Annotated in this window: 18 protein-coding genes and 1 other annotated feature; of the genes, 6 read left to right on the forward strand and 12 right to left on the reverse strand. The window is 44.7% G+C overall.

From position 1 onward, the window contains the following. Positions 1–5: 5 nt before the first annotated feature. Both KP77_RS11840 and KP77_RS11845 read right to left on the reverse strand, forming a co-directional pair. Complete coding sequence (locus tag KP77_RS11840; protein ID WP_041122955.1) at positions 6–1,136, reverse strand: ABC transporter permease; 1,131 nt, start codon at positions 1,134–1,136, stop codon at positions 6–8. A gap of 2 nt (positions 1,137–1,138) precedes the next feature. Continuing rightward, positions 1,139–1,822: an ABC transporter ATP-binding protein gene (locus KP77_RS11845; RefSeq protein ID WP_041122956.1), complete on the reverse strand. Its 684-nt coding sequence runs from the start codon at positions 1,820–1,822 to the stop codon at positions 1,139–1,141. A gap of 279 nt (positions 1,823–2,101) precedes the next feature. On the opposite strand from KP77_RS11845, the gene KP77_RS11850 reads away from it, so the two are divergent. Then, positions 2,102–2,320, forward strand: a complete 219-nt coding sequence (locus tag KP77_RS11850) for a DeoR family transcriptional regulator (protein WP_041122957.1) — start codon at positions 2,102–2,104, stop codon at positions 2,318–2,320. Between the two features lie 174 nt (positions 2,321–2,494). Here the strand turns inward: KP77_RS11850 and KP77_RS11855 are convergent, their stop codons facing one another. Next, positions 2,495–3,205: a pseudouridine synthase gene (locus tag KP77_RS11855; RefSeq protein ID WP_041122958.1), complete on the reverse strand. Its 711-nt coding sequence runs from the start codon at positions 3,203–3,205 to the stop codon at positions 2,495–2,497. A 15-nt stretch (positions 3,206–3,220) separates the two neighbouring features. Then, positions 3,221–4,837 (reverse strand): putative polysaccharide biosynthesis protein, encoded by a 1,617-nt coding sequence (locus tag KP77_RS11860; RefSeq protein WP_041122959.1) that lies wholly within the window; start codon positions 4,835–4,837, stop codon positions 3,221–3,223. A gap of 153 nt (positions 4,838–4,990) precedes the next feature. Between KP77_RS11860 and KP77_RS11865 the strand changes: the two genes are divergently transcribed. Continuing rightward, complete coding sequence (locus KP77_RS11865) at positions 4,991–6,244, forward strand: BaiN/RdsA family NAD(P)/FAD-dependent oxidoreductase (protein ID WP_041122960.1); 1,254 nt, start codon at positions 4,991–4,993, stop codon at positions 6,242–6,244. Between the two features lie 104 nt (positions 6,245–6,348). Here the strand turns inward: KP77_RS11865 and KP77_RS11870 are convergent, their stop codons facing one another. From KP77_RS11870 to KP77_RS11880, 3 genes are all read right to left on the reverse strand, one after another. Continuing rightward, positions 6,349–6,663 carry a rhodanese-like domain-containing protein gene (locus tag KP77_RS11870; RefSeq protein WP_041122961.1) on the reverse strand — a complete coding sequence of 105 codons (315 nt, stop codon included), beginning with the start codon at positions 6,661–6,663 and terminating at the stop codon, positions 6,349–6,351. Between the two features lie 51 nt (positions 6,664–6,714). After that, positions 6,715–9,126 (reverse strand): leucine--tRNA ligase, encoded by a 2,412-nt coding sequence (leuS, locus tag KP77_RS11875; protein WP_041122962.1) that lies wholly within the window; start codon positions 9,124–9,126, stop codon positions 6,715–6,717. 58 nt (positions 9,127–9,184) lie between these two features. Then, positions 9,185–9,395: a binding site (T-box leader), on the reverse strand. A 53-nt stretch (positions 9,396–9,448) separates the two neighbouring features. After that, positions 9,449–10,627, reverse strand: a complete 1,179-nt coding sequence (locus KP77_RS11880; RefSeq protein ID WP_041122963.1) for an MDR family MFS transporter — start codon at positions 10,625–10,627, stop codon at positions 9,449–9,451. Between the two features lie 418 nt (positions 10,628–11,045). Between KP77_RS11880 and KP77_RS11885 the strand changes: the two genes are divergently transcribed. Together KP77_RS11885 and KP77_RS11890 are read left to right on the forward strand one after the other, a co-directional pair. Continuing rightward, positions 11,046–12,005, forward strand: coding sequence for a TIGR01212 family radical SAM protein (locus KP77_RS11885; RefSeq protein WP_041122964.1), 960 nt, complete (start codon positions 11,046–11,048; stop codon positions 12,003–12,005). After that, complete coding sequence (locus tag KP77_RS11890; protein ID WP_041122965.1) at positions 12,002–12,574, forward strand: class I SAM-dependent methyltransferase; 573 nt, start codon at positions 12,002–12,004, stop codon at positions 12,572–12,574. The genes KP77_RS11885 and KP77_RS11890 overlap by 4 nt, the downstream gene beginning before the upstream one ends. A gap of 241 nt (positions 12,575–12,815) precedes the next feature. On the opposite strand, the gene KP77_RS11895 is transcribed toward KP77_RS11890, so the two are convergent. The 3 genes from KP77_RS11895 to KP77_RS11905 all read right to left on the reverse strand — a co-directional run bounded on the left by KP77_RS11895 (position 12,816) and on the right by KP77_RS11905 (position 15,812). Further along, the gene (locus KP77_RS11895; protein WP_041122966.1) at positions 12,816–13,817 is read right to left on the reverse strand and encodes an LLM class flavin-dependent oxidoreductase; all 1,002 of its coding nucleotides are present in this window, start codon (positions 13,815–13,817) and stop codon (positions 12,816–12,818) included. 81 nt (positions 13,818–13,898) lie between these two features. Then, positions 13,899–14,993 (reverse strand): tetraprenyl-beta-curcumene synthase family protein, encoded by a 1,095-nt coding sequence (locus tag KP77_RS11900; RefSeq protein WP_041122967.1) that lies wholly within the window; start codon positions 14,991–14,993, stop codon positions 13,899–13,901. Between the two features lie 15 nt (positions 14,994–15,008). Then, positions 15,009–15,812 (reverse strand): alpha/beta fold hydrolase, encoded by an 804-nt coding sequence (locus KP77_RS11905; protein ID WP_041122968.1) that lies wholly within the window; start codon positions 15,810–15,812, stop codon positions 15,009–15,011. A gap of 111 nt (positions 15,813–15,923) precedes the next feature. Here KP77_RS11905 and KP77_RS11910 point away from each other — a divergent pair, with 111 nt between their 5' ends. Then, the gene (locus KP77_RS11910; protein ID WP_041122969.1) at positions 15,924–16,457 is read left to right on the forward strand and encodes a gamma carbonic anhydrase; all 534 of its coding nucleotides are present in this window, start codon (positions 15,924–15,926) and stop codon (positions 16,455–16,457) included. 12 nt (positions 16,458–16,469) lie between these two features. Continuing rightward, complete coding sequence (locus KP77_RS11915) at positions 16,470–17,981, forward strand: potassium/proton antiporter (protein ID WP_200889071.1); 1,512 nt, start codon at positions 16,470–16,472, stop codon at positions 17,979–17,981. Between the two features lie 30 nt (positions 17,982–18,011). Here KP77_RS11915 and KP77_RS11920 read toward each other — a convergent pair whose 3' ends face one another. Both KP77_RS11920 and metK read right to left on the reverse strand, forming a co-directional pair. After that, positions 18,012–20,120, reverse strand: coding sequence for a type IA DNA topoisomerase (locus KP77_RS11920; protein ID WP_041122970.1), 2,109 nt, complete (start codon positions 20,118–20,120; stop codon positions 18,012–18,014). A 236-nt stretch (positions 20,121–20,356) separates the two neighbouring features. Beyond that, positions 20,357–21,556 (reverse strand): methionine adenosyltransferase, encoded by a 1,200-nt coding sequence (metK, locus tag KP77_RS11925; RefSeq protein ID WP_041122971.1) that lies wholly within the window; start codon positions 21,554–21,556, stop codon positions 20,357–20,359. Positions 21,557–21,663: the final 107 nt, after the last annotated feature.

Genomic DNA, 21,663 nt, shown 5'->3' on the forward strand with positions numbered 1-21,663 from the left:
TTGATTCATACAAAATAGACAACAGCAAAAACCAGGTATGGAACCATCACAATCACATTAAATATTCGTCTGACTTTAAAATACGCATCCTTCGTTTTATACTTACCGCCAATTGCATGCTGATCAATCAGTTGAGCCCACATCTGCCCAAGCACCATCACGGTTCCAAATGCCAGAAATGATACAATAATTAAGTATCCCCAGCCTGATGGGACAAAGAAGCCTGATGCACCGGCAGCACCGAAGAACCGCATAATGTGATAGGTGAATTCCCTGTCTCTTGCATAATGCTTGATAAAAAGCTCTGCCAGCGCCTGCTGTGGTCCGGCGTTCTTGAATATCTTCTGAGAGTAGCCGAACAGCCAGGGCTTGGAACGTGTTTTTGCTCTTGGCGGTGTATCCACTTCATATGACATTGAGAACATTTTTTTAATGAGCCGCGTCTTATATTCACGTTCCTTTAACCCGTGATCGAGAATTCTTCCCGCAGATAGCAGGCTGTTTTTAAGTAATACAGGAAGGATTGCCATTAATATGATCAGCGGCAGCATAGCAGCGAGAGGCACATACAGACTGAGCCAGACGACAGGAAATGCAGCAATGATCAGCCCGATTGCTATCGCGATCACACCAGCCTGAAGCTCCCAGCCTTTAAATTTGAGCCAGGTAAAATAGAATGCCGCTTTCCCACTTACCCTTAAGGATGCAGCCGCTACCCACAGTGCGACCACTGACAGCCAGCTGACTGACAGAAAATTAATGACAAAAGGCAGCAATAAAACGATGATGATACCGGTTTCCAGAAACGAAAATACCAAGTTATAGATAAAGCTCTTTTTTAAAATCAATTCAACCTGATCTCTTCTTTTAATTAAGAAAACACTGTCAGCTTCATACAGGAACGTCCGCCACCTTGAAGACAGCACTGAAAGAGCAATGATAAGAGCAGCCAGACGCCAGTCGAACCAGTCAAACCACACAGGAGGCTCTATCCAGAGCGATCTGTAGAATAGCCCAGTGAAAAAAAGTAGCGGAATAATAAAATACACGATCACTGTCCAGTCAATCGCTGTCTTTATAATACCGTACTGGTAATTGTAGTCTTTCCGGATCCTCGTAAGTAACAGGCCCCTCATATTTACTCAGCCTCCGGAATACAGCCATATAAATCTGCAGCCCCATGCTGAGACAGTACTTCCTCAAGCGTTCCGTGAGCAGACACAGTTCCTTCCGCAATAATGACGAATCTGTCACCGATCTTCTCAGCCGTATCAAGCACATGGGTGCACATCAGTATGCCTGCCCCCCTCTTACGCTCCTCTTCAATCAGCTTCATAAAAAGCTTCACCGCTGAAGGATCCAGCCCCATAAAAGGCTCATCAATAATCCACAGTGACGGTTTTGTTAAAAGTGCAAGCAGTAGCATCGCTTTTTGCTGCATGCCTTTAGAAAAGGTTCCCGGCAGTTCATGAATCACCTTCATCAGCTGAAATTTCTCAAGCCACATTTTTGCCCTCGGCTTCCATTCCGCTTCAGGGAGCTCTTCGATATCAGCAATAAACTGCAGATGCTCCTGCAAAGTTAATTCGTCATAAAATACAGGCCTCTCGGGTATAAATGAGTATCTTATATTTTTTTGAAATACTACTTCACCTTCTAAAAATGGAAGCTGACCCATGATCGCTTTCAGTGTTGTACTCTTCCCTGCACCGTTAGACCCGATCATTACAAGCAGCTCGCCCGGGTGAAGCTGAAAATGAATATGTTGAATGGTTGATTGATTCGGTATGTAACTGCCTGACTGTATCTGTACTTTCAGCATAAACCCACTCCCTTTTTTATCTATACGATTCACCTGTTTAAAAAGTTTCTGTTTCTCTTAATAACGAACGATTCACTTGAAAAAATGTTAATAGTTTGTAAATAGGTACAAAAGGGTGGAATTTTATATCAGAGGGGTGTACAATGAAATTGTCAGACAATCATAATTGTCGAAAAAGAATGAGAAGGGGCTGTCGTCAGGCATCCAATTTTACTTCTGAGCATGAATAACCTGTTAACCGTCGTCATTGCCATGGAAAAAAGATGAGGGAGTGGTTTTTTGAAACCAACTACGAACAGAATGCTGACTCGGATCAAATCTGTCTATATGTTCATCAAAGACAATGGAACAGTGACTACTAATGATTTGGTAGATGAATTCGGCATTACACCTCGCACCATTCAAAGGGATTTGAATGTGTTAGCCTATAACGATTTAGTGACAAGTCCTAGTCGGGGCAAATGGACAACGACAGAGAAAAAAGTAAAAATTTCATAAACTGAAAGTATAAAAGAGCAGCGCCGCAGCGCTGCTCTTGTTTTGTTATTGTGAGGATTCAAAAAGCTGACCCTTTACTGCGGGAAACTAAGCTTTCCGGCCCCCGGGCGGCAAGACTCCGTTTCCCACTCCAAGGGTCAGCTGGACGTCAGTCAAACCTGATGGCTCAGTTATTTATCTATTTTGTAATAATAATAATTCTTCCTCACTCAGTTCCCGGTATTCACCAGGTTCAAGGTCAGGATCAAGTTCGAGCGGTCCCATGGAAAGCCTTTTTAAGAATACAACTTCTTTTCCAACCGACTGGAACATCCGCTTGACCTGATGGAATTTACCTTCAGTAATTGTCAGTTCGATCTCTGAGGTATCCCCGCTGTGTAAGATCACGAGTTCTCCGGGCTTTGTTTCATAGCCATCATCGAGTGTGACACCATTTTTAAAAGCTTCTATATCATCTTGTGTCACAGCACCCGCTACTTTTGCATAATACGTCTTCGCCACGTGCTTTTTAGGCGACAGCAGATCATGTGCCAGCGCACCATCATTCGTCAGCAGCATGAACCCTTCTGTATCTTTATCGAGCCTGCCAACAGGAAACGGCTCGAACAGGTGGTAGTCCGGATCAATTAAGTCAATGACCGTTTCATGTAACCCGTCTTCCGTCGCTGAAATCACACCCTGCGGTTTATTCATCATCAGGTAGATGAACTCTCTGTAATGAACTTCTTCCCCGTTTACGGTAACAGTCTGATGTTCAGTGTTCACCTGCTGCTTACCGTCTTTAACAGGCTTGCCATCGACTGTGACAGCACCTGACTTTAACCATTTCTTCATTTCTTTTCTGCTGCCATACCCCATATTCGATAGCAGTTTGTCGAGTCTCATGAGAAACATCCTTTTTTAAGAAAATTTATTGCGTAAACGTGTAATCCGGTCACCGAATAGTCTGTCTGCCAGGCGTGACTTCATGCTGAGGACAGCATAGACAAATGCACCGGCAAGTCCACAGACAGCAAGAATTATCACTGCGTGCAGTCTGTTTTCCGGATCGAAAACAAGATCCAGTCCAAAATAAAGTGTGAGCACCGGAACAGCCATAATGACGTTAAAGATCAGCATCAGCATCGTTCTTCTGACAACCATTCTGTATTTGTAAGCTGCATAATATTTAATCACAAACAGGTTAATGACGATTGCTGCCACATAGCCGATGCTTGTCGCAAGCACTGCACCCTGGACTTCCATCATCTGAACGAGCGGAATGTTAAGTGACAGCTTTACTAACAAGCCAACAAGTAAGCTGAGCACACTCCATCTTTGTTCATTAATCCCCTGCATCATCGCGGCGGTCACAGTATAGATCGCAAATAAAATCGCAACAGGCGCATACGTTCTCAGCACAGCCGTTCCAAGCTCATCCGCTCCGTAAAAGACCGTATAAGCCGGCTCAGCAAGCAGCGCAAGACCGATTGCTGCAGGCATCGTCAGAAACAGCAGAATCTGAAAAGTCTGGTCGATCTGTCTGTTCAGGTTATGCCAGTTCCCTTTTGAAAAGCTTGTGGTAATTACGGGAATCAGCGTCATGGCAAACGCAGTTGCAAGTGACACAGGTATAATAACAAGCTTGTGTGTTTTAAAGTTTAAAATCTCCAGCTGAAGATCCGTGACAGCTGCAAGACCGATTGATACCATCGCTTTATTAAATGTCAGTGTATCAATGACCTGAAACAACGGATTAGCCACGCCGACAAGTACAAACGGAATGGAGTATAAAACAATTTCTTTATACATGTCTTTAATCGAGACATTCATTTCATTTTTACCGGTTGCACTTAACTTATCTAAATGAGGCTTGCGTTTCAGGTAATAATATACAAGTAGTGCAAGACTTGCTATACCTCCGACAAACGCTGCGAATGTCGCAACACCGATTGCCTCTGTCATCGAGCCTTCCATTACAAACAGAACAACATATACTCCGCCAAGCAGAAAGACAATCCGTACGATCTGTTCAATAACATTGGAAACGGCAGTCGGCCCCATTGATTCATATCCCTGGAAGAAGCCCCTGATCAGACTCATGACAGGAATAATGATTAACGCAAAACTGACCGCTCTGATGACTGTAATGATCTGTTCCACGCTCACCTGCTGCTCATTTGAGGCAATCACCATTTCAGCAAAAACAGGCGCGAATAAATACATGATCAGAAATGACAGAATCCCTGTCAGCGACATCAGGATCAAACCTGACCTGAACAGCTTCCGTCCCACTTCATATTCACCGAGCGTATTATATTTGGATATAAATTTGGACACTGCGAGCGGTACCCCTGCAGTGGCCACTGAAAGGAAAATCGTATAAGGAATGTATCCATATCCGTACAGCGCGAGCGCACCGGGCTCATCGCGTACGAGTTCATTAAATGGAATCACATAAAATAGTCCGAGAAACTTTGAGATAAACGTACCGAGCGTCAGAATAAACGTACCTCTGACAAGTGTTGATGTAGACATCTATTAATATTCACTTCCTAATCATCTGACAAGAATTTTCACACTATATAAGAGTGTACTACCGCTCAGTGTGATTGACAATGATAAGCACATTGAATTGTCGTGTTTTGCACGGTAGAATAGATGCATATTGCAGAAAAGAGTTGAAACAACATGAAATATGATGTAATCATCGTCGGCGGTGGACCTTCAGGACTGATGGCAGCCATTGCAGCCGGCGAAAAGAAAGAGCGCGTGCTCCTGATTGATAAAGGAACAAAGCTTGGCAGAAAGCTTGCAATCTCAGGCGGCGGACGCTGTAACGTCACAAACAGACTGCCGATCGACGAAATTATCAAGCACATTCCCGGTAATGGACGATTTTTATATAGTGCATTTTCAGTTTTTAATAATGAAGATATCATTGAATTTTTTGAGGGTCTTGGTGTGGCGCTAAAAGAAGAAGACCACGGCAGAATGTTCCCTGTGTCAAATAAAGCACAATCTGTGGTTGATGCACTGCTTTACAGACTTGGTGAGTTAAATGTTGAGATCAGAACCAATGCACCTGTAAAAGATCTTTTGATAGAGAACGGCCAGGTGACCGGAATTGAAACGAGAAATGAGGAGAAGATCCAGGCTGACGCAGTCGTATTAGCCGTCGGCGGCAAGTCTGTGCCTCAGACAGGGTCTGAAGGTGATGGTTACCCCTGGGTTGAAAAAGCAGGCCACACAGTAACAGACCTGTTTCCGACAGAGGTTCCGCTGTTATCAGACGAACCATTTATAAAAAACAAATCTCTTCAGGGACTCGCGCTGCGCGATGCTGCAGTCAGCGTACTGAAGAAAAATGGCAAACCGATTGTCACGCATCAGATGGATATGCTGTTTACCCATTTTGGATTATCAGGCCCTGCGATCCTGCGCTGCAGTCAATATGCAGTAAAAGAAATGAAAAAGCAAAAAGGTGCCCCGGTCACAGTCCGGATTAATGTCATGCCCGGTGAAAATGCCGAAAGCGTCTTTCAGCAGCTGAACCAGATGGCAAAAGATGATGCGAAAAAAGCCGTTAAGAATGTATGGAAAGGACTCGCGCCTGAGCGCTACATCCATTTCCTGATGGAGCATCAGGATATTGACCCTGACCAGCAGGCGGGTACTATTTCATCCGAAAAAATCCGTGGTATGGCTGCATTACTGACTGCTTTTGATATGAAAGTAAATGGTACTCAGTCCATTGAAAAAGCATTTGTGACAGGCGGAGGCGTTTCTATTAAGGAGATTGAGCCTAAAACGATGAAATCAAAGAAGTGCGAAGGATTGTTCCTGTGCGGTGAGCTGCTTGATATCCACGGGTACACCGGTGGATATAATATTACTTCTGCGCTTGTGACCGGAAGACTTGCCGGGAGTAATGCGGCTGAGTGAGGGATTGGGGGCTTCTGTTGAGAGCCTCACTAATTACTTCAAATCAATTTAAAACATAAAAATACCCGGTGCCACACCAAAACTCATGTGGCACCGGGTTTTTATTATGATTTTGGTTTTGTCTCACCCTGATACTCAAGCATTCCGCCTGTCATGTTTGTTACTTTATAACCGTGGTCATGCAGGAACCAGCCTACATTTTCACTTCTGCGGCCGGAGCGGCAGATCACGATGTATTCTTTATCCTGATCAAGCTCATCAAGGTGCATTGAAATGTCACCCATTGGAATGTGAGTGGCTTCAGGAATCATCCCTTCAGCTACTTCATCATTTTCACGGACATCAATCAGATTCAGGTTTTCTCCTGCTTCAAGCTTCTTTTGTACTTCACTTGCAGTAATTGTGTTTAATTCAGACATGTTCTTCACCCTTTCCTTTTAAGCATAATTAGATTATAACAATCAAAACCATCAGTTTGCTACGATATTGACGAGTTTACCTGGAACTGCAATGACTTTGCGGATCGTTTTGCCTTCTGTCGCAGACTTCACTTCATCCTGCTCCATTGCGAGTGCTTCCATTTCTTCACGCGTTGCTTCTAGCGGTACCATCAGTTTTTTCTTTAGCTTGCCGTTAATTTGTACAACAATTTCAACTTCGTCATCAGTCAGCTTGGACTCATCAAATGTTGGCCACTCTGCATAGCTCAGTTCACCTTCACCAATCTTTTCCCACAGTTCTTCAGCTAAGTGCGGCGCAATTGGTGACAGCATTTTAATAAAGCCTTTTATATAGTCTGATGGAATGACGTCAACTTTGTATGCCTCATTCACAAATACCATCAGCTGTGAGATCGCAGTATTGAAACGGATGCCTTCAATATCTTCAGTCACTTTCTTCACAGTCTGATGATACACTTTTTCTAGTGCATCACTGTGCTGGTCAGCAACTTTATCAGTCATCTTCCCTTCGTCTGTTACAAGCAGTCTCCAGATACGCTCAAGGAATCTTCTAGCACCGTCAAGACCATTTTCAGACCATGCAACAGATGCTTCAAGCGGCCCCATAAACATTTCGTATACGCGCAGTGTATCAGCACCGTGTGTACGGATGATCTCATCAGGGTTTACGACGTTACCTTTTGATTTACTCATTTTTTCGTTGTTTTCACCAAGAATCATTCCCTGGTTAAACAGCTTCTGGAACGGCTCTTTTGTTGGTACTACACCAATATCATAAAGTACTTTATGCCAGAAACGTGCATACAGCAGGTGCAATACAGCGTGCTCAGCTCCACCTACATAGATATCGACCGGCAGCCAGTGTTTAATTTTTTCAGGGTCAGCCAGCGCTTCGCTGTTCGTTGGATCAATATAGCGCAGGTAATACCAGCAGCTACCCGCCCACTGAGGCATTGTGTTCGTCTCACGGCGGCCTTTCATCCCTGTTTCAGGATGAGTGACATTCACCCAGTCTTCAATATTGGCAAGCGGTGACTCACCTGTTCCTGAAGGCTTAATATTTTCTGTTTTTGGCAGCTCAAGCGGCAGTTCAGACTCAGGAACGCCTGACATTGTCCCGTCTTCCCAGTGAATGATTGGAATCGGCTCACCCCAGTAACGCTGGCGGCTGAACAGCCAGTCACGCAGGCGGTAAGTAATCTTTTTAGTGCCAAGACCTTTGTCTTCAAGCCACTCAATTGATTTTGTAATGGCTGCTTCTTTCCCGAGCCCGTCAAGGAAACCTGAATTCACATGCTTACCTTCTCCTGTATAAGCCTCTTTAGAAATGTCTCCGCCTTCAACGACTTCACGGATCGGCAGGTTGAATTCTGTCGCAAACTCATAGTCTCTTTCATCATGGGCAGGTACAGCCATAATCGCACCGCTTCCATAACTCATGAGCACGTAATCTGCAATCCAGATTGGCATTTTCTCATCGTTTACCGGATTGATCGCATAAGCGCCTGTGAATACACCAGTCTTCTCTTTGGCAAGATCTGTACGCTCCAGGTCACTTTTCGATTTGATTTTTTCAATATATGCATCAACTGCATGTTTCTGCTCAGCTGTTGTAATTTGATCAACAAGCGGATGCTCAGGTGCAAGTACTGCATACGTTGCGCCAAAAAGTGTATCTGGACGCGTTGTGAACACATCGAACTTCTCGCTTGTGTTATCAATGTTAAATGTAATTTCAGCACCTTCAGAACGGCCGACCCAGTTGCGTTGCATATCTTTAATGCTTTCAGGCCAGTCCAGTTCTTCAAGGTCATCAATCAGACGGTCCGCGTAAGCCGTGATTTTCAGCACCCACTGCTTCATCGGACGGCGCTCTACCGGGTGTCCTCCGCGCTCACTTTTACCGTCAATAACTTCTTCATTTGCAAGTACTGTTCCAAGTGCCGGGCACCAGTTCACAGCCACTTCATCTACATAAGCAAGTCCTTTTTCATACAGCTTAAGGAAGATCCACTGCGTCCATTTATAATATTCAGGATCCGTCGTGCTTACTTCACGATCCCAGTCATAAGAGAAGCCAAGCTCCTGGATCTGTCTGCGGAATGTATCGATATTTTTCTTAGTGAATTCAGCAGGTGAATTACCTGTATCAAGTGCATATTGTTCAGCAGGAAGACCGAATGCATCCCATCCCATCGGATGAAGCACATTATAGCCCTGCATACGCTTATAGCGCGCTAAGATATCAGTTGCTGTATAACCTTCCGGGTGTCCTACGTGCAGACCCGCGCCGGATGGATAAGGAAACATATCAAGTGCGTAGAATTTCTTCTTTGTGAAATCCTCATCTGTTTTAAATGTTTTTTCTTCAAGCCAGTGCTTTTGCCATTTCTTTTCGATCACTTTATGATCAAAGCTCATACCAGTTCCTCCTAAATGTAAAAAATTACCTTTAATAAACAAAAAACTCCCGCCCCAATTATGGGACGGGAGGTGCTTATACACTCCCGCGGTACCACCCAATTTCGTGTACACGCGCTCAAATCCTTATCGCGGAAAACGGATTATGCTACTTCTTTTCACATAATCGACTCAAAGGTGAGTTCACAGTGCTGCCGGTCTGCTTTCACCACATACAGACTCTCTTTTTGCGGCCGCTTGCTGTTACTATTCCTTTTCAACGTCTTATTTATAAATGACTATTTTCTATTGTATGCAATTGACTGAGAGCTTGCAAGTCTTTTTAAGCGGCGGCTTCCTGTTCTTTTTTCAAAGGCAGATCGTAAATGAATATTATGAAAATGGAGACGAAGATTAATCCGATTAACAGGAAAAACAGCGGCGTCATGCCATACAGATCCACCATGATCCCCCCAAGCAGCGGTCCGATCATTCTTCCACCGGTTGCTGTACTGTTAACAACGCCCTGATAAAAGCCTTCTCTTCCCTTTGGTGCAAGTCTGCTTGCAATGGTTGGCACAGCTGGCCAGATCAGCATCTCACCAATCGTCAGAATGAGCATCGCAGCAAGAAAGCCCTGGAAACTCCCGGCGTAAGCTGTCACACCGAATGACACCATAAAAATAACTGCGCCAATCGCCATCTGGATCTTCAGATTATGCTCAAACCTTTTTACAATCGGACGAATCAGCGGCTGACCCGCTACGATTAAGACACCGTTCACTGTCCATAAAAAGCTGTATTGCTCAAGCGGAATATTGATCTGCTGCGTGTAGTCGGCAATCGTGGACTGCCACTGAACGTATCCAACCCAGCATAACAGATAGCCTGCACATAAAATCAGTAATGATGTAAATGCTGCCTTACTCTTAATACTGCCCCGCTCCTGCAGAACACTCGTCTGGATGTTCGGCTGAATTTCAATCTTTTTATAGGTTAAAAGTGCGATTAAAAAGAAAACTACATACATCGCAAAATTCGCGATAAAGATATAATCAAATGAAAGTGATGCAACTAAGCCTCCCACAGCGGCTCCTGCAGCAACCCCGATATTGGTTGCAAGGTAGATCGCATTAAACGCTTTTCTGCCGCCTTCAGGCCAGACTGATCCTGCCATTGCATACATCGAAGGAAACACGATCCCTGAACCAAATCCGATCAAAATCATAAAGAATACATAATGCGGCCAGCCGTGCCAGATCATCAGCCCGCCGACAGATGTCAGCGTAATCACAATCCCTGACATAATTGACCGGTAACCGCCGATTTTGTCAAACAGCACCCCGCCAAGCAGATTGCCAAGCACACTCGCACCGGCATTTGCCATTAGCACAAGCCCTGCAGTCGTAAGCGATTTGCCAAGCTCCCCGCTTATATAAATTGTATTTAACGGCCATAAAAAAGAAGCCCCCGTCACATTGATTGCCATCCCAATCACTAAAAACCACAAAGAACGCGGCACTGAAGTCCCTCTTTTCATATCTATTTCGTGTACCAAATTATTTTAACTGTATTGGTTGGTGAAAACAAGATGATGATAGAAAATTTGAGTGAACGGGTTATCAGGTTCCGGACAAACAGCACTGAGATAGCCGGATACGACCTTTGTGGCAGCTGATACGACCACAATACCGGGTTATACGACCATTACGGCTGCCGACACGACCATAAACCCGGGTGTATCCAACCATTACCGGGGCTAATACGACATTTAACCGAAAACAGACGACATTCGCACAGACTTTTATGACTTTCAGGCAGCATCACAAGCGCGTGACATGGCACTTTTTGATCAATACACTCCCATTCAGTAGTCCCCTTACAAGAATCATGGTAGAATGCCTAGAGTACGTTACTAGCAATGAAGGAGGTTCAAACCTTTGGCAACAGAAAATCCTTTTCAATATGCGGCTGACAATAAGCGCTATCATACATGGAACTATCATTTAAGAAATCAGTTTGGACATAAAGTATTTAAAGTGGCGCTTGATGGCGGCTTTGACTGCCCGAATCGTGACGGCACCGTCGCACACGGCGGCTGCACATTCTGCAGTGCTGCAGGATCCGGTGACTTCGCAGGAAACCGGGTCGATCCGCTTGAAGTTCAGTTCAATGAAGTGAAAACACGCATGCACCGTAAATGGAAGGAAGGTAAGTATATGGCTTACTTCCAGGCATTTACGAATACGCATGCACCCGTTGAAGTACTGCGTGAAAAATATGAGAAAGTACTCGGGTTTGAGGATGTGGTCGGCTTATCGATTGCAACAAGACCTGACTGCCTGCCGGATGATGTAGTGGATTATCTGGCTGAGCTGAATGAACGCACGTATCTTTGGGTGGAATTAGGGCTGCAGACGGTACATGAGTCTACCGCAGATATGATCAACCGCGCACACGATTTTGAATGCTACAAAGAAGGCGTCAAAAAACTGCGTGACCGCGGCATCAGAGTATGTTCACATATCATTAACGGGCTGCCTGGTGAGGACCGCGACATGATGATGGAAACGGCAAAAGCTGTCGCAGATCTTGATGTTCAGGGGATTAAAATCCACCTGCTGCATCTGTTAAAAGGCACACCGATGGTTAAGCAATATGAAAAAGGCCAGCTGGAATTTATGTCACAAGAGGATTACGTTGAACTTGTGTGTGATCAGCTGGAGATTCTTCCGCCTGAAATGATTATTCACCGCATCACAGGTGACGGACCGATCGATCTGATGGTCGGACCGATGTGGAGCGTGAATAAATGGGAAGTACTGACGGGTATAGACCGTGCACTCATTGAGCGGGGGTCCTGTCAGGGAAGTCAATATGTAAGCGGGGTGCGTTCATGAATCTCGACCGTATCCTCCCGTATACCAGAACGCTGTTGGAAAGAGCGGTTAAGCCCGGAGAAGTTGTAATCGATGCAACAGTCGGAAACGGCAATGATACGCTCTTTCTCGCCCGGCTTGTCGGTGATCATGGCAGAGTATACGGATTTGATGTGCAGGATGATGCAATTGATGAAACTGCCTCAAAGCTTGAAGAACACGAACTGAAAAACCGCGTCCTGTTATTCAAACAAGGCCATGAAACGATTGAAGACACACTGCCACCGGTTCATCACGGCGCTGTTGCAGGAGCCATCTTTAACCTCGGTTACCTGCCAGGCGGAGACGAAACCATCGTGACAAGACCGCGCACAACGATCGCAGCTGTTGAACAGTGCCTGCGTGTCATGCGCTCAGGCGGCATGATGATTCTTGTAATCTATCACGGACACCCTGAAGGCGCCGTAGAACGCGATTACCTGCTTCGCTACTGCGAAAAAATCGACGGCCTCGATGCCCAGGTACTGCGCTACCAGTTCATCAACACCCAAACACCCTCGCCATTTATTCTGGCGATTGAAAAGAAATGAAAAACAGCCATGTGATTAGATTAATGATCACATGGCTGTTTTCATATCATTATGATAAAGTTCTTTCTCAACATTTCAAAAGATTGATTATACCATCAAGCTGCCCCTTGGAATGGAGAGCGGAGACTCCCGCCCCAGGAAGGGACAGGTGAGACCCCGCAGGCGAAGCCGAGGAGGCTCACCGCCCGGGGGCAGGAAAGCGCAGCTCTCCATGGAAAGGGGCAGCGGCTGGCTGTGAAGCCTATAGCATTCTCTCCGCAATCCGCTTATACGAATTCATCTTATCCTCAAAATCATAAGCAATCGTAGTCAGCATAATCTCATCAGTCTCATACTCTTCAGCAAGCCTGTGAAGCTCTTTTTCAACATGATCCACATCACCAATGACCATACGCTTCCTGTTTTCAAGCACGCGCATTCTCTCAAAGTGACTATATGGATACGCCATCGCTTTCTCAGGACTCGGCGTCCCTTTAGACGGCATACCTTGCTCAAGCATCACCATTGAAAGATCAAGACTTGATGCAATCCGCTCTGCATCCTCCATCGTCTCACCGCATATGGTAAATACTGCGACTGTATGCTTAGGCTTGTCATAGTATTTTGACGGCTTAAATCTTTTCAGGTACTGCTGCGTGTAGGATGGACCGCCCTGACCGTTAATAAATAAGGCAAACGTATAAGGTACGCCCAGTTCAGCAGCTAAAGCAGCAGATGATGGACTTGAACCAAGCATCCACAGATCAGGTACTGTCTGAGTGACAGGCGTTGCTTTGATATTGCCGTACGGGTGATCTTCGGGAATATCATCATGCAGATACTGCAGTAATTCAACAGCCTGGTCAGGATAACGGTTCACATCGCGCGGCTTCCCGTCCGATAATGCATAGGAAGCTCTCGGCATACCGCCTGGTGCCCTGCCGATACCGACATCAATACGCCCTGGCGTCAATCCTTCAAGCACTTTAAAGTTTTCTGCTACTTTATATGCACTATAATGCGGCAGCATGACGCCCCCGGAACCGACTTTAATCCGTTCCGTCTTAGCTGCAAGATGTGCAATTAACACTTCAGGCGAAGATCCTGCAAGTGTGGGTGTATCATGGTGTTCAGACACCCAGAACCGCTTAAAGCCTAGCCTGTCAGCAAGCTGTGCAAGCTCAACTGTCTGGCTGAGCCCCTGTTCTGCTGTTCCTCCTTCTGAAATAGAAGATTGATCTAATATACTCAATGTCAGTGACATAATCCCACTCCTCTCACCACACATTATGTTTAATTCTAATTAAAAAGTCGAATATTCCGCTTAGCGAAATATTCGACTGAATTATACCCGCTCCTGCTTCAGATAAATATTAACAGGCAGCATTTTCATAATGTTTCTGTAGGCACGTCCATTCATATAGAAGAAAAAGCTGACTGAGCCGCTTGAACGGATCATTTTTCTCGCAAGCTTTCTCACTTTCTTCTGCTTGTTCACTTTATCATCAGACAGATAGACACCGAGAAGGCCGCGGTTAATTAATTTATGGAAGCGGCTGTGTGGCAGTTTTTTGGTGTGGTGGTCAGCCTGATTGATAAAATGCTGCATTCTCTCAAAAAGAATCTCATGATTTCTGTAGTAAAAGCAGAAATTGAGATCTCCCTCTTCTCTGTCCTCTTCCTGGTCTATCAGGTAATCAAGCAGGATATGCAGGCCCTGTATGTAAGGAAAATAGCTTTCCCGAATTGCAGCTGCATATTCCGGCTTGAAATCCGATCTGAGGGAATAGGAAACCAGACAGAAGATACCAAGCGTTGATCCGGTGCAGGCAGAAAACTCAAACCATTCCATTTCCGGAAAATCACTGCGGTGCGCTTCAAACCATGTCTGAAGCCTTTCCTCTCTCTCATCCTCCGCCACATGCTTATGTATCTGCAGTTCGCAATAGATGCGTGATAAATACAGCAGCTCATCCTTAATAAGCGGATAATGCGGAATCCTTGAGAGCACTTCCTGGCAGCGAAGCACAAGACCTGATAAATATTGATCTTCCCGGTCTTCACGCAGACGGTAATAATCCCCCGGCACTGCCCCGACAGTCAGCGCATCCTCCATTGCCTGATGGAGCGCAGCAAAATCTTCAGGGTCAAGCGAGGTACTGCGGTCACATAGATTATCAAGATAATCACTGATCGTCTGATAAGCAACGATGAACTCGATCGCGTCCCGCTTGCCTTTTAATGCAAGCAGAGACATGATCCCTCCACCTTCACAGTGAAAAGCTTTATCTGTCACACTGTCAACAGCCTGTTTTTTTAGTTCTTCATTTTCAATCTGCAATGCTTTTTGTTTCCAGGCGTAAAGCTCCCTGTGAACGATTGGAAATACTTTTCTGTATACCTGATTCATCAACAATAACGGTTCATTTGGAACTGACATGTTAACCCACCTTTTTTACAGATCATAACCAATTGATCTCAATCGATTTTTAACAAACGATTCTGCATAGTGAAAAACTTCATCCCGCTCAGGTTCATTAAATAATTCGTGATAGCACTGCTCCCACTCTTTAAATTGAAACTCGTGAAGCTTACGTGACAGGAGCCATTTCTTCGCCGGTGCAATATCAACCAGCCTGTTCTGTCCACCCTGCATCAGAAGCACCGGGACATCCGGAAAATCACTGTCTTCAGCCAGTGTCTGCTTCATGGCATAGAGCACTTCGCGGTACCACCTTACTGAGACGCGTGAGACATAAATCGGATCTTCAAGGTCCAGTTCAATAATATCTGCATTCCGCGTTGCATCCTGAACGGTAAAGCCGAATGTAAACCGGTGTTCAGGCGAAAGCTTATTCAGACTGCCCGACAGCAGATGATTAAACTTTGACGGGGTATGTGCATAAGCAAAGCTCGGATTTGATAAAATCAATCCGGCAATTTCATACTTTTTCATATACATCATTCGCACTGCAATTAAACCGCCAAGCCCCTGTCCAAGGAGAAAGATCGGCAGGTTAAAAAGCATAGCTGCTTCAATCCATTGTCCGACTGCTGTTTCATATTCTTTAAAAGAGTCAATATGTCCTCTTTCTGTTCTCTTCACCATGCCCTGACCCGGCAGGTCACCCATGACGACGTGATATCCTCTCTCACGCCACATTTCAATTAACCAGCCATATCTTGCATGATGCTCAAGTTCGCCATGTACGATTACAATGACCCCATGTGCGATACCATCTGTTTCCCATTTCCACATCACAAGAACACCTGCCTTTCAAATTCATAGAAGCCTGTATTGTGAAGTATTCAGCATGCCTGTGGTAAAATAAACTATACCATATTTTTTATAGCACAAAGGAGCGATTTGATGATACTTCCCTTTAAAGACCATCATCCTGATATTGATCAGAGTGCATACATATCAAAAACTGCAACTGTCACAGGTGACGTTAAGATCGGAGCTGACTCAAGTGTCTGGCCCGGCTCAGTGATCCGCGGTGACGTATCACCAACGATCATCGGACGCAAAGTGAATATACAGGATTTATCTGTGCTGCATCAGAGTCCAAATCTGCCACTTGTTATTGAAGATGAAGTCACAGTGGGACATCAGGTAACCCTGCACAGCTGTACGATTAGAAAAAATGCGTTGATAGGTATGGGCTCAATTATTCTTGACGGAGCAGAGATCGGGGAAGGTGCTTTTATCGGTGCCGGCAGTCTCGTGCCACCCGGCAAGAAAATTCCGGCTGGGATGATGGCTTTTGGCCGTCCTGCAAAAGTCGTCCGGGAAGTAAATGAAGCGGACCGTACTGATATGCAGAGAATTGTCAGGGAATATGCTGAAAAAGCACAATATTATAAGCAAAAAGAAAAGAAACTAAGCGGAGATGATGCTTAATGAGTGACCCGCATGCTGATTGAGTCTTTTGGTATTGATTCATTTATTCTTTTAACCGGCCTATTACTCGTTACTGGTGTATTAGTAGCAAAATTCTCTAATAAATGGGGACTGCCTGCGCTTGTTCTGTTTATTGTCATAGGTATGCTTGTAGGCAGTGACGGTCTTGGAATTGTCTATTTTGATGATGCGCGCGCAGCTCAGCTGATCGGAATCTTCGCGCTCGTTATCATCCTGTTTGAAGGCGGTATGCAGACAAAATGGCAGACAGTCCGTGCAGTTGCATTGCCATCTCTCTCCCTGGCGACATTAGGTGTCATCCTGACGTCAGGGATCGTAGGCTATGCAGCTTATCTGATTTTTGATGTCACACTGCTTGAAGGTCTGCTGTTTGGTGCGATTGTTGGTTCAACAGATGCCGCAGCTGTTTTCTCTGTCTTAAAAGAACGGAATATTAAAGCCAAAATGGGGGCGACACTTGAAGCTGAATCAGGTACAAATGACCCCATGGCCGTTTTCCTTACATTATCTTTTATAGAACTCATTTCAGATCAGAATGCTTCACTATGGGGGTTAATTCCTTCATTTCTTCTTCAGATGGGAGCAGGACTTGCTGCAGGATTAATTCTTGGCAGGATCGCATCTTTCTCACTTAATAGAATTAAGCTTGATTCAAGTGGTTTATATCCTATTTTTTCTGTTGCATTTGCTCTTTTAACTTATAGTATTACTGCCATCATTGGAGGAAGCGGATTCCTTGCAGTATACGTGGCTGCATTGATTATCGGAAATAGCGAGCTCACATACCGTTACTCTATTTTTCAATTTAATGAGGGATTTGCATGGATGTCACAAATATTGATGTTCATTATACTCGGACTTCTCGTATTTCCCGGTGAATTATTCTCAGCTGAGATTGTGATTAGCGGCCTGATCTTATCAGTTGTACTCATCTTTATTGCACGTCCGATTGCAGTCTTTTTATCAGTCGCGGGCATGAAGTACAAAATGAAAGAAAGGCTCTTTATCTCATGGGCAGGATTGAGAGGGGCTGTACCAATTATCCTGGCAACATTCCCAGTTGTGGCAGGTCTTGAAAACGGGCAGCTATTTTTCAATGTCGTATTTTTTATTGTGTTGACTTCTACATTACTACAGGGATCTACGGTCTCTTACGTTGCTAAAAAGCTGAATCTTGTCGGACCAAAAAAAGATACTCCTCACCATTCGCTTGAACTGATCTCGATCGGAAAAGCCAACGCTGAAATGATTCAGTTTCATACAAACCGTGATGTTGCAATTGTCGGAAAGAAATTAAAAGATTTACAATTCCCACACCAGGCAACGATCAGTGCAATTGTACGAAACGATCAATTAATCAGTCCTTATGGTGAAACGCAGATCAAAGCAGGAGACTTCCTCTATATACTCGTTAACACAAAGCATAAAGCGGAAGTCAAAAGACTTCTTGAAGAAAAGAAAAAACCAGAGCCGACACAACAGGAAGCACCAGCCGGCAAATAAATTAAACCGCAGCAGAGGCTGCGGTTTAATTTATTTAAAAGCCATTTCAATTTTTCCATCCTTCAGTATTAATCTTGCACTGAATGTTTTTCCTGCCTTACTTTTAAAACCTTTTATCATGCCTGTCTGCCCTTTTTCACAAAGTGCTTTAATCTGTGCATCTGAAATTTTCTTTTTCAGAAGCATTTTCGGCAGCGTCTGTCTGCAGCCCTGTTTGTATTCACTACAGCCAAAAAAGCCTCCTTTATCGACCATTACACCTTTTTTGCACGCCGGACATTCAGGCATGATGGAAGACTTTTTCTGACCTGATGATGCGGATGCTTTTACATCTCCCATCTGCTTCGGTGCCTCAGCAATCATGTGCTGAATAAACTTCGCAATGTTATTCAAAAAAGCTTCCTGACTGCCTTCTTTTCGGCTGATCTTTTTCAGATATGTCTCCCACCTTGCTGTCATTTCAGGACTGCTGAGCAATGTCCCGCCGATTACCTGACAGAGCGTTACTCCTTTATCAGTAACAGAGACTGTATTTTTAGTTACAGTGATATACTGCTGCTTTTTTAATGTATCGATAATAGAAGCCCGGGTGGCTTCCGTACCGATTCCCTCCACTTCCTTCAGCATGGCCTGATCCTGCTCATCTTCAAGCATCTTACCGGCTGTTTTCATCATTGTAATGAGCTGACCTTCTGTATAAGGCTTTGGCGGTTTTGTAACATCTTCTTTTATATTTACGACTGAACCAATCTCATCACCTGTTTTTAAAGAAGGCAGGATGGTATCCTTTTTATTATTTTCATTAAACAGCTCTTTCCAGCCGCGTTTTTTTTCAATAGTTCCCTTCGTGCTGAAAAGAATCCCTTTAACGTCCACGTCAATCTGCGTTTCTTCATAGTGGTAGTCCTCATGAAACATTGCAAGCGTGCTGTTTAGAATTTCATGATAAATATTCTTCTCCATCGGCTTCAGCTTTTCGATTCTCTCCTGCGTTAACACCTTTTTAGTCGGAATGATTGCATAGTGCTCCTGAACTTTCTGATCCTGTACATATTTCGGACGTGGCTTAGGGTGAGCAGTCTCAAAAGATGTACCGGCTGCCTGCTTCATTTGATCGAGCTGGCCTGACAAATATCTGAACTCACTCATTGTAATGAACTGACAGTCCGTTCTAGGGTAAGATACAAGCTTTTTTTCATAAAGATTCTGAACAGTTTTTAACACATTCGACGGACTGTATTTATAGCGTCTGTTCATTTTCGCCTGAAGCGATGACAGACTGTGCAGACTTGGTGCGAGCATCTTTTTGAGCTTTTTCTCAGCTTTTACAACACGCCCCTGTGAGTCTTCTCCTGTTAGAACGCCATGCTTTTGCAGCATCCCGTCAGCTTCTTCCCGGGTTTTAAAAGTTGTTTTATGCTTTGTCTGAAATTTAATACCGCTTTCTTTATGATCAGCAATCAGCTGGAAGAATGGTTCAGGTTTAAAATTTTCAATCTCATGCTGACGCTGCCAGATCATATACAGTGTCGGCGTCTGAACTCTTCCAAGGCTGAATGGTCCGTCCACGCCTTTTTCCTGCAGAAGCAGCGTATAAAGCCTTGAGATATTCATCCCGACAAGCCAGTCACTGACCTGCCTCGTCTGTGCTTCATCGTATAACGGCAGATAATCCTCGCCGTTTCTTAATTCCTGAAATCCTTTTCTGATCACATCTTTTTCAAGTGAGTTGATCCATAGCCGCTTTGTCGGCTTATGCATATAACCCGCCTGTTCAATGATGGACCGTGCGATATTTTCCCCTTCACGGTCACTGTCTGTGGCCACCACGATTTGATCTGCTTTTCTGAGCAGGCCTTTTACAATATTGAATTGCGCACGTTTTGCATAAGGCACTGTGAACTTGAACTCTTCCGGAATCATTGGCAGCGTATCGAGCTTCCAGCGCTTCCACTCCGGCTTATATTTCTGCGGTTCCTCAAGCGATACCAAATGTCCGAATCCCCACGTAATCGCTGCTCCTCCCGGGAATAGCGGATCTTCTATGTGAAAATAACCATCTGTTTTTTTGGCTGTATGAAATGCATCTGCGTAGCTTTTTGCCTGTGAAGGTTTTTCTGCGAGAATGACTGTAAACAAAGGAATTCCTCCTAAAATTGTCCGAAGCATGAATCGGGGCTTTGTGTACTTATCATATCATGTGCAGGGAAGGTTAGCGAACACTTATTCTATTTCGATGGATAGTGGTTCGGAGAAAAGCTGATGCTTCTTAGAAAATAACGCATCTTCCTCAGAAAAGTGACATTTGACTTATGCCTTGGACATAAAAAAACCCGGTAAATATCTGAAAGGATATCTACCGGATGAGTCATCTGTTATACGTGTGCTTCTTTTTTTAGTACGTCAGCTTTATCTGTTCTTTCCCATGGAAGGTCAAGATCATTACGGCCGAAGTGACCGTAAGCAGCTGTCTGCTTATAGATCGGACGGCGCAGATCAAGCATTTTGATAATGCCTGCCGGACGAAGGTCAAAGTGATTACGGATTAAGTCAACCAGTGTATCTTCATCCACAGTACCTGTTCCGAATGTGTTAACTGAGATCGATACAGGCTGTGCTACGCCGATTGCGTATGCAAGCTGTACTTCACATTTATCAGCAAGGCCAGCTGCTACGATGTTCTTTGCAACGTAACGTGCTGCATAAGCACCTGAGCGGTCAACCTTTGTTGAATCCTTACCAGAGAATGCACCGCCGCCGTGACGTGCATATCCACCGTACGTATCTACGATGATTTTACGGCCAGTCAGACCTGCGTCTCCCTGAGGTCCGCCGATTACAAAGCGGCCTGTCGGATTAATAAAGTATTTTGTTTCTTCATCGATCAGCGTTGCAGGAACAACGTGATTGATCACATGTTCTTTCAGGTTGCGCTGGATCTGCTCAAGACTTACTTCCGGATGGTGCTGTGTAGAGATAACGATTGTGTCTACACGTACCGGCTTATCATTTTCATCATACTCAACTGTCACCTGTGTTTTACCATCAGGACGAAGGTATGGAAGGATGTCTTCCTTACGCACTTCAGTCAGACGGCGTGACAGTTTGTGAGCAAGTGAGATTGGAAGCGGCATCAGTTCAGCCGTTTCATTATTCGCATAACCGAACATCAGCCCCTGATCACCTGCACCTATTGATTCGATTTCAGCATCAGTCATCTGGCTTTCCCGATCTTCAAGCGCACGGTCCACACCTGCCGCGATGTCAGCTGACTGCTCATCAATAGAAGTCAGGACTGCACACGTATCAGCATCAAAGCCGTACTTTGCACGTGTATAACCGATTTCCTTGATCGTTTCACGTACGATCTTAGGGATATCTACATAAGTAGAAGTTGAGATTTCTCCAGCTACAAGCACAAGTCCTGTTGTAACAGAAGTTTCGCAGGCCACTCGGGCATTTGGATCCTCTTTCAGGATTGCATCAAGAATTGAATCAGAAATCTGATCACAGATTTTATCCGGATGTCCCTCAGTTACGGACTCGGATGTAAATAAACGACGTTTTACAGACATATAAGTCTCCTCCTTGTGAAGCAAATAGTCGACGGTACTCATTACCCTTAGAGATCGAACGTTAACCTACCAGATCATCCAAGTTTCGGCGTAAAATAAAAGAAACC

Source organism: Jeotgalibacillus alimentarius (assembly GCF_000829445.1).
GTDB lineage: Bacteria > Bacillota > Bacilli > Bacillales > Jeotgalibacillaceae > Jeotgalibacillus > Jeotgalibacillus alimentarius.